The 11,357-nt window shown below is 67.1% G+C and carries 13 protein-coding genes; 2 read left to right on the forward strand and 11 right to left on the reverse strand.

Features of this window, described 5'->3' with window-relative positions; genetic code table 11:
• Nucleotides 1-132 precede the first annotated feature (132 nt).
• From AB4Y84_RS04185 to AB4Y84_RS04230, 10 genes are all read right to left on the reverse strand, one after another.
• The gene (locus tag AB4Y84_RS04185) at nt 133-669 is read right to left on the reverse strand and encodes a cytochrome b (RefSeq protein WP_025878352.1); all 537 of its coding nucleotides are present in this window, start codon (nt 667-669) and stop codon (nt 133-135) included.
• Entirely contained in the window at nt 666-1,772 is a 1,107-nt protein-coding gene (locus AB4Y84_RS04190; RefSeq protein WP_442244028.1) for a catalase family peroxidase, read from the reverse strand. The genes AB4Y84_RS04185 and AB4Y84_RS04190 overlap by 4 nt, the downstream gene beginning before the upstream one ends.
• 168 nt (nt 1,773-1,940) lie before the next feature.
• Nucleotides 1,941-3,308 (reverse strand): leucyl aminopeptidase family protein, encoded by a 1,368-nt coding sequence (locus tag AB4Y84_RS04195; RefSeq protein WP_223497514.1) that lies wholly within the window; start codon nt 3,306-3,308, stop codon nt 1,941-1,943.
• Between the two features lie 3 nt (nt 3,309-3,311).
• On the reverse strand, nt 3,312-4,040 hold the full coding sequence (locus AB4Y84_RS04200; protein ID WP_025878355.1) for an HAD family hydrolase: 729 nt from the start codon (nt 4,038-4,040) through the stop codon (nt 3,312-3,314).
• A 69-nt stretch (nt 4,041-4,109) separates the two neighbouring features.
• Nucleotides 4,110-4,577 (reverse strand): hypothetical protein, encoded by a 468-nt coding sequence (locus AB4Y84_RS04205; protein ID WP_442244029.1) that lies wholly within the window; start codon nt 4,575-4,577, stop codon nt 4,110-4,112.
• A 70-nt stretch (nt 4,578-4,647) separates the two neighbouring features.
• Complete coding sequence (locus tag AB4Y84_RS04210; protein ID WP_442244030.1) at nt 4,648-5,754, reverse strand: AI-2E family transporter; 1,107 nt, start codon at nt 5,752-5,754, stop codon at nt 4,648-4,650.
• 67 nt (nt 5,755-5,821) lie between these two features.
• Nucleotides 5,822-6,259, reverse strand: coding sequence for a protein sip-5 (locus tag AB4Y84_RS04215; RefSeq protein ID WP_363734339.1), 438 nt, complete (start codon nt 6,257-6,259; stop codon nt 5,822-5,824).
• Nucleotides 6,256-6,726, reverse strand: a complete 471-nt coding sequence (locus tag AB4Y84_RS04220; protein WP_025878358.1) for a phage holin family protein — start codon at nt 6,724-6,726, stop codon at nt 6,256-6,258. The genes AB4Y84_RS04215 and AB4Y84_RS04220 overlap by 4 nt, the downstream gene beginning before the upstream one ends.
• 8 nt (nt 6,727-6,734) lie before the next feature.
• Nucleotides 6,735-7,097: a hypothetical protein gene (locus tag AB4Y84_RS04225; RefSeq protein WP_025878359.1), complete on the reverse strand. Its 363-nt coding sequence runs from the start codon at nt 7,095-7,097 to the stop codon at nt 6,735-6,737.
• Between the two features lie 104 nt (nt 7,098-7,201).
• Nucleotides 7,202-8,635 (reverse strand): Do family serine endopeptidase, encoded by a 1,434-nt coding sequence (locus AB4Y84_RS04230; RefSeq protein ID WP_442249808.1) that lies wholly within the window; start codon nt 8,633-8,635, stop codon nt 7,202-7,204.
• Between the two features lie 489 nt (nt 8,636-9,124).
• On the opposite strand from AB4Y84_RS04230, the gene AB4Y84_RS04235 reads away from it, so the two are divergent.
• Together AB4Y84_RS04235 and AB4Y84_RS04240 are read left to right on the forward strand one after the other, a co-directional pair.
• The gene (locus AB4Y84_RS04235) at nt 9,125-10,039 is read left to right on the forward strand and encodes a histone (RefSeq protein ID WP_363734342.1); all 915 of its coding nucleotides are present in this window, start codon (nt 9,125-9,127) and stop codon (nt 10,037-10,039) included.
• Nucleotides 10,040-10,176: 137 nt separating this feature from the next.
• Entirely contained in the window at nt 10,177-10,866 is a 690-nt protein-coding gene (locus AB4Y84_RS04240; protein WP_394196843.1) for a hypothetical protein, read from the forward strand.
• 15 nt (nt 10,867-10,881) lie between these two features.
• On the opposite strand, the gene AB4Y84_RS04245 is transcribed toward AB4Y84_RS04240, so the two are convergent.
• Entirely contained in the window at nt 10,882-11,241 is a 360-nt protein-coding gene (locus AB4Y84_RS04245) for a DUF1428 domain-containing protein (RefSeq protein WP_223497518.1), read from the reverse strand.
• Nucleotides 11,242-11,357: the final 116 nt, after the last annotated feature.

An 11,357-nucleotide genomic window follows, 5' to 3' on the forward strand; every position in this document is an offset into this window, starting at 1 on the left:
CATCCATGTGCGCCACCCTACGGGCCGGCTACGCCGTTCCGCGCTGCTCCTGCAGCGCGGTGCACGAGCAAAGAAAGCGACACCCCTCCGCGGTCGCGGAAAAGGGCAGCCGGGAACCCCCGGCGAACCCATTCAATCCTTCCCGCGTGCCATCGCCTGGAACACGCCATCGCGGCGCACCCACAGGTGGAACAGGGCCGCACCCACGTGCATCAGCACCGTGGCGAACAATACGTAGGCCAGCAGGCTGTGCGCATTGCGCAGCGCGGCGTATAGCGCTGGCGTGTGCGGCACGATCGGCGGCAGGTGCAGGCCACCGCCCAGCACGATCGGGTAGCCGCCGGCCGACAGCATCGCCCAGCCGATCAACGGCATCGCCAGCATCAACGCGTACAGCATCCAGTGCGAAGCCTTCGCCGCCAGCACCTGCCACGCGGGAAGGTCCGCTGGCAGCGGCGGTGGGCGATGGCGCAGGCGGTTGTACAGGCGCAGCACCGCCAGCAGCAGGATGGCGATACCCAGCGGCCGGTGCAGGTCGATCAGCATGGGGCGCAGGTGCAGCGAGGCGACCATGGTCACGCCGATGAACAGCATGGCGATGATCATCAGCGCCATGGACCAGTGCAGCACCCGGGCGAGCAGGTTGAAGTGGCCGTTGCCGGTGCTCATCGTGCCTCCCCCTTCGTTTGTGCCGCCGCACCGCTGGCGCGCTCGCGCTCGCGGCGGTTGAACGACTGCGAATACACCGCCGAGCGCGCAGCCAGGATCGGGTCATCGCTGCCGCGTACGCCGCTGGGCACGATCAGCGGATCGAAGTTGAGCTGGCCGCAGGCGCCTTCTTCCTGCGACTGCATGCGGTCGAGGCTGAGCACGCCGGCCACCACCTGTTCGCGCGATTCAGGCCACGGCACCGAGGGATCATCGATGGCATCGCCCGGCGCGGCCAGGCTGACCACCAGGTTCCAGCGCACCGGGCCGGTGGCTAGGCGCTGCCGCAGTTCCTGGCTGAGGAAATCGACATTGGCCTGCTTGCGTGCCTCTGCATCCATCTCCACCAGCGGCGCCTGCGGCTGCCAGCGCCAGCGCACCGCGCGTTTCTGTCCCTGCGCGTTGGTGAACCAGAAACTGTTGACGCTGTTGAACGTGGTGTTGGCCCAGCTGCTGGTCCACGGTGCGCTCTTGGCCCATTGCTGGAAGGCCTGTGCGCTGGGGTACCTGGCCAGCACGGCCGCCATCTTCTGCGGGTCGGGCTTGCCGGTGGCCGGGTCCGGAATCTGCGCGCGGGTCTGCTCGTAGAACGCCTCGGCGGTGGGCACGGCGAAGAACGGGAAGCTGTTCATCGCCATCCGCCATTCCTGCCCGTCATCGCTCACCAGCTGCACGGCGATGCTGCGCACGCGCGCGCTGCCATCGGCGCCGTGCGGATCACCACCGCCGATCGACAGCCGGCCCAGCACCGGAACCTTCGCCTGCGAGAACACCCGCGCGCTGGACAGCGTGGGCGCCTGCGCGCTGGGTTCGAACCAGCCGCTCACGCACACGCCTTTGCTGTGCGCGCGGCGGAAGCCGGGATGCGCAGGGCCGGTGGCCTCGATGGTGTCGGTGAAACGCTGTGCGGTCAGCCGGTCGCGCCCGATCCAGCCGGCCAGCCAAGCGAAGGCGAGGGCGACGATGCCCAGGATCAGTGCGATCAGCGCGATCCAGGGCAAGGGTGAATGCCGGCGCGGCGCGCCCGGCTCCTGGCCGGCGCGGGTGTAGCGGAAGAGCGACATGGTCGGATTCCTGCCTTCACGGATGTGTGGGTGGGCGACCACCACATCCTCGCAGAACCCGACCGGGGCCGAAATTCAATTTTTCGTCAGATTTGCAGGGTGATGCAGTGCCGACCAAGGTCGGCACCCACTGGCATGGGTGGCGCCGGGCCATGCCCGGCAGCTCCATCAGCCGTAACGTGCCTTCAGCATCGTCCAGGCCGAACGCAGGGCCAGGGCTTCGCCACCGGCCGGGCGGCCCGGGCGCTCGCCATCGTTCCAGGCATACACGTCAAGATGTGCCCAGCGCTGTCCGTCTTCCAGGAAGCGTTCCAGGTACAGCGCGGCGGTGACCGAGCCGGCCATGCGCGAACCGGCATTGGCCAGGTCGGCGATACCGCTGCTCAGGTAACGCAGGTACGGACGCCACAGCGGCATGCGCCACACCGGATCACGGGTGGCATCGCCGGCCTGCAGCCACTGCTGGGCCACCGTGTCATCGTTGCTGAACAGCGCCGGCAGATCCGGACCCAGCGCGATGCGCGCCGCGCCCGTCAGGGTAGCGAAGTCCAGCACAAGGTCCGGCTTCTGCTCACCGGCGAACGTCAGCGCGTCGCACAGGATCACCCGACCTTCGGCATCGGTGTTGTCGATCTCCACGCTCAGGCCCTTGCGGGTGGCGATCACTTCGCCCGGACGGAAGGCATCCGGGCCGATCGCATTTTCCACGGCCGGTACCAGCAGGGTCAGGCGCACCGGCAGCTGCTGGGCCATCACCAGCCCGGCCAGGGCCAGCGCGTGGGCGGCGCCGCCCATGTCCTTCTTCATGTTGCGCATGCCATCGGCCGGCTTGATGTCCAGGCCGCCGGTATCGAAGCACACGCCCTTGCCGACCAGCGCCAGCGCCGGGTCGGTCTCCTTGCCCCAGCGCAGCACGATCAGCCGCGGCGCACGGTGCGAGGCACGGCCCACCGCATGGATGGCCGGGAAGTTCTGCGCCAGCAGTTCGTCGCCGGTGATGGCTTCCACCTGCGCGCCATGCGCTTCAGCCAGGGCACGCGCGGCGTCTTCCAGCTGCTGCGGGCCCATGTCTTCGGTCGGCGTGTTGACCCAGTCACGCACGCGCAGGCTGGCGGCGATCAGGTCGGCCACCTCACCGGTCGGTGCGGCAACAAGCTGGGCCGGCGCGCGGTTGCGCTTGCGGTAGCGGTCGAAGCGGTAGCTGCCCAGGCCCCAGCCCAGCTGCAGCAGTGCCTGCTCGGCGGCCGGCAGTTCGCTGGCCAACTGCCACACGCTGCCTTCCGGCAGGGCATGTGGTGCATGGGCGTAGCTGTAGGCATCGGCACGATCGCCAACGCCGATCACCGCGCCAGCCAGGCCATCGGCGCCGGGCAGCAGCGCAACCGAATGCGCGCCCGCAGTGAAGCCCTGCGACTTCAACCACGCCTGGGTGGCAGCGGATTGGCTGTTCTTCCACGCCTCGAACTGGCTGCGGTCCAGCACGTGCAACGGCAGCGCGGCGGTGGTGTCGGCGGTGAAACCAGTGATCTCGCTCATGCGTCAGGTACTCCGGGATGCGTCAGCGTCGGCGGCGTCGAGGTTGGCATCGAGCCAATCGGCCAGGCCGGTGAGGGTGTCGAACTGCAGGTCAGGCTGCAGCTGCGGATGGTTCCAGGTGGCCGCTTCACGGTTGATCCAGCAGCCGCGCAGGCCGGCAGCCATCGCGCCGGCCACGTCCATCTCGACGTGGTCGCCCACGTGCAGCACCTGCGCCGGGGCGACGCCCAAGCGGTCGCAGGCAGCGTGGAAAATGCTCGCTTCCGGCTTGGCCGCGCCATGCTCGCGCGCGCCCAGCTGGAAGCTGAAGTGATGGGCCAGGCCGATCCGTTCCAGATCGGCGTTGCCGTTGCTCAACGCGGCCACCGGCACCCGCGCGGCGATACGCGCCAGTGCGTCGAGCGCATCGGGGTAGCACTCCACCTGATTGCGGGCGGCGTAGAACACTTCATATGCCGGTTCCAGAAGGTCCAGGCTGGCGCCGCTGTTTTCCAGCGCCTCCTGGATCGTCAGCCGGCGCAGCGCGCTCAGGTCGAAATGCAGGTGGGGGTTGTCGCGGAACGAGCGCTCGCGCAGTTCGCGCATGGCCGCCACCGGATACATCGCGGCGGTGGCGGGGCTGTGTTCACGCATCCAGTCGAACAGGACCTGGTCGATGCGGGCGCCGATCGGAGCGAACGGCCACAGCGTATCGTCGAGGTCGAGGGTGATGGCTAGGACAGGAAATTTCACCCCGCCATTCTACGCCTGCCCGCGCGGGCTTTCATGCGCCGCGGCGGGCTTGGGTCACTGCAGGGTGCGTCAGCGCAGGTCGTAGGAGCAGCCAATGGTGGTCTGGCCGTCGAACCGCTGCACATCCAGGTTGTGCCGGCCCACTTCCCGCGAATAGGTACCTGCCACCGGATTGGACAGCTTCGCCAGTGCCGCGATCTGTTCGACGCTGGCAGTGCTGAAGTACGCGGTGAAACTGTCGACGCCATCCTCGCCGCTGTCGCCGTCGTACACCTGCAGGCGGGTCACGGGCTGGCCCAGCACCATCAGTGGCGTGGTCAACCGGAACTCGCCGCTGGACTCGCCGTTTTCCGCCCGCAGCGGGGGCGGCGCCAGCAGCTGCGCCATGGCTTCGAACTGCTTGGGGGTGAGGTGGCGCTTGCAGGTGACTGCTTCGACCAGCTGGGTACGCGCCTGGTCGGCAGCCGGTGGCGTCGCGGCGAAAGCAGGGGTGGCAAGGCAGGCGAGGGCGAGGCAGCGTGTGGCGAACGAGGTCATCCGAACGGATCCATCCGAAAAAAGGGGGAGTATTCTGCCAGTTCTTCCCTTGTTTCCGGTCCTGGCCCGCTCACTCCAGCAGGCGCGCCCAGCCCTGCATGCCCTCCAGTCGTGCCAGCACCAGCTTGATGCAGACCAGCAGTGGCACCGCCAGCAGCAGGCCGATCATGCCCCAGGCCCAGCCGAACACCATCAGCGCCAGGATCAGCACCAGCGGTGACAGTTTCATCTGCCGGCCAAGCACGATCGGGGTCACCAGCTGCCCTTCCAGGGTATGCAGGGTCAGGTAGGCGGCCGCAGGCAGCAGCGCCTGCAGCGGGTCGCGGAACTCGACGAAGCCCATCAGCAGCATCAACGCGACGCCGAGCAGCGGGCCGACATAGGGAGCGAAATTCAGCAGCGCCGCCACGGTTCCCCACAGCAGCGCCTCCTGCAGGCCGATGCCCAGCAGCATCAGCACCCCGGCCAACAGCAGGCCGACCACGGTGTTGATCACGCTGATGGTCAATACGTAGCGCGATACCTCATGCTCGATCGAGCGCAGGATGTCACTGGTGAAGCGCTGCTGCTGCCGGTTCGGGAACAGCGCGATCGCTGCACGCTGCAGGCTCTGGCCGTAGATCATGAAGAACAGCGTCAGCAGCACGACGGCCAGCACCGAGGCGGCCAAGCGCGGCGCACGGGTGAGCATGCGGTAGGGGTCGTCCAGCTGGGTGCGGATCACCTGCACCTTGCGGTTACCGTCGCCGCCGGCCACGCGCGCGAAATTCTCTGCGGCCTGGTTGGCCTGCTGCACCGGCTTGGTCAGGTCCTGCACTTGGCGGGCGACTTTGCGTAGCTGCTGCGGTGCTTCCTGTGCCCAGTCCATCGCCGGGCCGATCAGCTGCACCGCCAGCGCACCGGTCACGCCCAAGCCGGCGCCCAGCACCAGCAGGGCGCCGAGCGCGCGCGGAATCCACAGTTTCTGCAGCAGGCGCAGGATGGGGTTGCCGACCAGGGCGAAGAACATCGCCAGCAGGACCGGCAGGATGATGTCCTGCGCCGCCCACAGGGTGAACGCCACGGCCAAGGTCGCCAGGATCACCAGCGACATCGGGCCACGTGGGCGCGAGGGGGGCGGCAGGGGTGCGGACTCGTCCGGCGCAGGCGACGACGGGGACAACAGGGACTCGCTCATCGACGCACCGACCAGAAAGAGAAGCCCATTATCGGCCCGCCGCGATCAACGCGGCGGGTAAGGTTCGTCAACGTTCGGACAACTCGGTCGCCGCTTCGGCGGGACGGGGCTCATGCAGCTCGGGCTCGGCCACCGGGCGTGCTGCCGGTCGTGCCGCGGCAGCGGATGGCGGCCCGGCCGCTTCATCCACCTGGTCGGCGGCATCGTCTGCGGTTTCCGCCGCCTGCGCCGCCACCACCGAAGCAAACGCGGCCTGGGCGCTGGCGAACAGGCTGGACACCGAACCGACCATCTGCAGCCAACGCGCTCCGTTGACCTTGCCCGGAACCTCCAGCTTGCCGGCGATGAACCCGCCGGCCAGACCCACCACCACGATGCGCAGTGGCGACCAGCCCTGTCGCCAGACCTGGCTGAGCACGTTCCAGTGGTCCTGGGTCTCGCCGAGGCGCACGGCCATCACCTGTTCGCAACGTTTCACACGCCGCTGCAGTGCACCGAACTTCATGGCTTGCCCTCCGGGATCTGCACGCCGGCATCGGGATCATCATCGGTGGGCTCATCGAACAGGCCCAACCGGGACAACTGACGCCGGGTGGCGTGCATGCCGGTGTGGTGGAAGAAGTACGAAACGCGCCAGATCGCATAGCCGGTAACGGCCAGGCTCAGCAACGAGGTGATCAGCAGGGCCTGCAGCCAGCTCAGGCCGAAGCTCTGCAGCAGGGCGATGAGGGTAGCGGCCAGCAGCAGCCAGGCCGACGCACCGAACACGATGGCGACGCCGGCCCAGGCCAATGCGCGGCCGAATGCGCTGCGCGCCAGCGCGAAGTCCGCCGACGCCAATCGGCGCAGCGAACGCAGCGAGTGCTTGGCCGAATCGGCAGTCGCCCGGCCGGCTGCGCCGACCTGGCGGATGCTTTCGTCCAACGGCGGCGTGGCCGCCGGATCAGGACGTTGCGTGGTGTCTTCGCTCACGCCGCAGCTTACTTGTCGCTGCCGCGGGCCAGCTTGGCGATGATCCAGCCGGTAGCGAAGGCCACGCCGAACGAGGCCAGCGGACGTTCGCGGATCAGCTCAGCAGCGCTGTCGATCAGGTCCTTGCCCTTGTCCATCAGCGCGTCGACCTGTTCCTTGGCGGCGGCACCACCGAACTCGGCAGCAGCCAGGCCCGACAGCGCGCTGTCGGAAAGTTCAGCCTTGACGTTGGCCTTGCCGATGCGCAGTTCATCGGTCGCGGCGCCGGTAGCGCCCTTGATCGCACCGCCGGCAGCGCTGGCGGCCTGCTTCAGGTGGGAACCGGCTTCACCCAGGTGGTCCTTCAGGTTCTCGGTATTGGTGGGGCTCATCGAATCACTCCTGTTGCGATGGGGGAACGGGCGATCGGCGCTTGGCCGACCTGGACGTACAGCAATAGCATCACGTGGGTATAGGGGGCGTTACGGCCAGGCGATCAGCGCATCACCAACTGGCCCTGCTGCTGCCCATTGTTGCGCAGCACGCGCAGCACCAGGGTGGGCGGGCGCTGCTGGAAATTGGCGCGCCAGCTGGCCAGGTCGGCGAACTCGCCCACCGTGGCATCGGTGATGATGTCGCCCTGCTGCAGGCYGTTGGTCGCAGCGCGGCTGCCGCGCTTGACCTCGCTGACCAGCACGCCGCCCACCCCGGACTGGCGCAGCGATTCCGGCAGGTCGACGAAGCTGGCACCGGTCAGGCGCGGGTCCAGGCTCTCGCCGCTGACCACGCGTGCCTGTTCCTTCAGCGTTGCCTTGATCTGCAGCGGCTTGCCTTCGCGGCGAACGTCCAGGGTCAGCACGCTGCCCACCGCCGCCAGGCCTTCCACGTTGTGCAGTGCTTCGGCACTGTCCACACGCTGGCCGTTGGCCGAGACCACCACGTCGCCCGGTTTCAATCCCGCAGCGGCACCGGCCGAACCGGCCAGCACGCGGGTTACCAGGGCGCCACGGGTTTCGCCCAGGCCCAGGCCCTGCGCGATCTGCGCGCTCAGGTTCTGGCTTTCGATGCCCAGCGTGCCGCGCACCACCACGCCATGCTTGACCAGCTGGTCCACCACGCTGCGGGCCAGGTTCGAGGGAATGGCCAGGCCCAGGCCGATGTTGCCGGCCATGCTGCCCTGCGGATTGAAGCTGGCGGTGTTGATGCCCACCAGCTGGCCCTGCAGGTTGACCAGCGCGCCACCGGAATTTCCCGGGTTGATCGATGCATCGGTCTGGATGAAGTTCTGGTAGCCCAGCCCGCGGATGCCACTGCGGCCCACCGCCGAGACGATGCCCGAGGTGACCGTCTGGCTGAAACCGAACGGATTGCCGATGGCAACCACGAAGTCGCCCACCCGCAGCTGGTCGCTGTTGCCCAGCTTGATGTCGGTCAGGTTCTGCGCCGGAATGCGGATCAGCGCGATGTCGGTGTCGCGGTCCGAGCCGAGGAACTCTGCCTTTACCGTGCGCCCATCCGCCAGTGTCACCTGCACGTCATCGGCATTGTCGATGACATGGTGGTTGGTCAGCACCAGCCCTTCGGTGGCATCGATGATGACGCCCGAACCGAGTGACTCGTTGATCCGCTCCTGCGGGATGTCCGGGAACAGGCGTCGGAAGAACGGGTCGTTGAAGAACGGGTTGCGTACCCGCACCACCTGCTTGGTGTTGACGCTGACCACCGCCGGCATCGCTTTTTCCAGCATCGGTGCAAGCGAAGGCACCGCCTGCCCGGCGACTGCGGCCGGCAGCGCTGCGGACGTGGGCAGTACCGCCGGCAGCGGAGCGGCGTCGGCACGGTTGTCCAGGTGCGCATTGAGGCCGGTGGCAACGAAGCCGCCGAAGGCAGCGGCGATTGCGAGCGTAAGCAGGGTGGGAAGCGGTCGCATGGGAGTCGGTTCGCAGGCTGAGGTAGGGGCCATTGACGCATACGGTAGAACAAGCTGAATGAGTGTGTCGCGATCTGGATAAATGCCCCATGAAAATCCGACCCGCGCCGAGGGCGCCGGACAGCCGACGCGCGCACCACAACGCTGTTCGCGACAGCCGCGATCGCGCGCCGTCAGGCATGCCGGCAGCGCCTTGATACACCGTGACACTTGCGCAGTTCCGCGCATCCCGACCTTGCGATGACGCTCAGTGCTACGCGGATGTGTGGCTGCCGCCAGTGCCTGCATCGGTACCCCAGCAACCGGCAGGCTGTGCAGCACACTGCTTAAAAAAAGGGATTTCCTGACTGCGGGGCGCGTCAGCGGCCGCCATCGCTTACATCAGTTGCGTCGCACCGGATGCGATTGACCAGGCGTGCCCGTTCCACGATAGCCATTGTCGGTATAGCATCGCCCCGTTTTGACAATCCAGGCCCCTAGGAGGGCAACATGAGCAACGGTAATGGTGTGTCGGTCGTGACCGACGCCGTCGAGAACGTGAAAGAAACCGCCACCAACGTCGGCGAGACCATCGCCCACGCCGCCGAAGACGCAGTGAAGTCGGTCAAGAAGACCGTCAAGCGCGCCCGCAAGGCTGCCACCACCCGCGTCGCCAAGGCCAAGAAGGTCGTGGCCAAGGTCGAGAAGACCGTTGCCAAGAAGGCCGAGAAGGCCGCCAAGTCGGTCGGCAAGACCGTCGCCAACGCCAAGAAGAAGCTGGAAGCGGCCAAGAAGAACGCCAAGGCCGAAGCTGCTGCCCTGAAGAAGGAAGTGGCCAAGAAGAAGGCGGCTGCCGGCAAGACCGTGACCAAGAAGGCTGCTGCTGCCAAGAAGACCACCAAGGCTGCCGGCAAGAAGGTCGCCACCGTGAAGAAGGCCGCCACCAAGAAGGTTGCGACCGCCAAGAAGGCTGTGGCCAAGAAGACCGCTGCTGCCAAGAAGGTTGTCGGCAAGAAGGTCGCTACCGCCAAGAAGGCTGTAGCCAAGAAGACCGTGGCCGCCAAGAAGGTTGCCGGCAAGAAGGTCGCTACCGCCAAGAAGGCTGTGGCCAAGAAGACTGTCGCTGCCAAGAAGGTCGTCGGCAAGAAGACCGCTGCTGCCAAGAAGGTTGTCGGCAAGAAGACCGTCGCTGCCAAGAAGGTTGTCGGCAAGAAGACCGTCGCTGCCAAGAAGGTCGTCGGCAAGAAGACCGCCGCTGCCAAGAAGGTTGTCGGCAAGAAGACCGCCGTCGCCAAGAAGGTTGTCGGCAAGAAGGTCGCCGCTACCCGCAAGACCGTCGCCAAGAAGGCTGCACCGCTGAAGAAGGCTGTGGCCAAGAAGGCTCCGGCCAAGAAGGCCGTGCGCAAGGCTGCCAAGCGCAAGTAATCGCGCGTGGTTCGAAGGCCCTTCCGCTCATCGGGCGGGAGGGCCTTCTGCGTTTTCGGGGGCGCTCATCCGCGCCTGACGTGGATCTGCGGCAGCAGGCTGGGGCAAGATGAAGGTCTTCCGCAGGAGCTGTAACCATGGGCGGTATCGATTTCAGTTCCTGGCAGGGCGTGCTGTCCACCCTGGCCGGGTTGGTCCTGATCACCCTGCTCGGCGTGGGTATCCGCCTGCTGGTGATGCAGACCCTGCAGCAGCGCCGCGAACGCGAGAACCGCCAGATCAACGAGCGGCTGCGTACCTTGATGGCGGCCTACAAGACGCTGGGCGGCTCCTTCACCGGTGAGCTGGGGGTCGATCCAACCCACCTGCGCGACCTGCGCCAGCGGGCCCACGAAGAAGGCATCGCCGAGCCGGGCTCGGATCGGGCCCGGCGCATCCGCGATGCGGTCGAAGCGGCCTTGTCGGACATCCTGCTGCTGGGCACCGACGAGCAGGTACGGCTGGCCGCGCGCGCTGCCAGTGAACTGGCACAGGGGCGTGCGGTGCACACATACGAACTGGTGATCTCGCTGCGCGACTTCGTCCGCGAGGCGCTGGACCTTGCGCCGGTACCGGCCGACCTGGAGATCCCGCGCCAGGGGCCTACCCGCCCTGCGGGCAGCGGTGGCGGAAGTGGCAAGGGCCGCAACGAGGGCGAAGCCAAGGGCGGTCGCACCGGTGGAGGTGGCGGCGGCATGGGTGCCGGAATGGGCGGGCTGGGTGTTGGTGCAGGTGCTGCGCTGGGTGCCGGCCACGCGGCCGGTGAGGATGAAGCGGGCGCCCGCTGAGGACGCCCGCGCGGGTCAGCGCTTGAGTTCGAAGATCGGTTCGAATCCGCCGTAGATCATCCGTGCACCGTCGAACGGCATGGGATTCTTCGACGGGTCCAACCGCGGGTCTTCCATCATTTTCTGCATGCCTGCATCGCGGGTGGCCTTGTCCGGCCACTCGATCCAGGAAAACACCACTGTTTCCTCCGCCGTGGCTTTCACCGCGCCGAAGAAGTCGGTGGTCTTGCCGTGCGGCACGTCATCGCCCCAGCACTCGACCACGCGCAGTGCCCCATATTCCAGGAACACCACGTCGCCGGTACGGGCGTGGGCGAGGAATTTCTCCTTGTTGGCGGTCGGCACCGCCAGTACGAAACCATCGATGTAGCTCATCGCTTGCCTCCGGAATGGACCGTGCCAGGTGCACGGCCTTCATTGAGTCGACGCTTCACGGTGCGGCAAATCGACATCGGCTGCCGTCTCGTTGATATCGAAGCGCGTGCGCGTAC

This window comes from Stenotrophomonas sp. 2YAF22, assembly GCF_052114665.1.
Taxonomy (GTDB): Bacteria; Pseudomonadota; Gammaproteobacteria; order Xanthomonadales; family Xanthomonadaceae; genus Stenotrophomonas; species Stenotrophomonas indicatrix.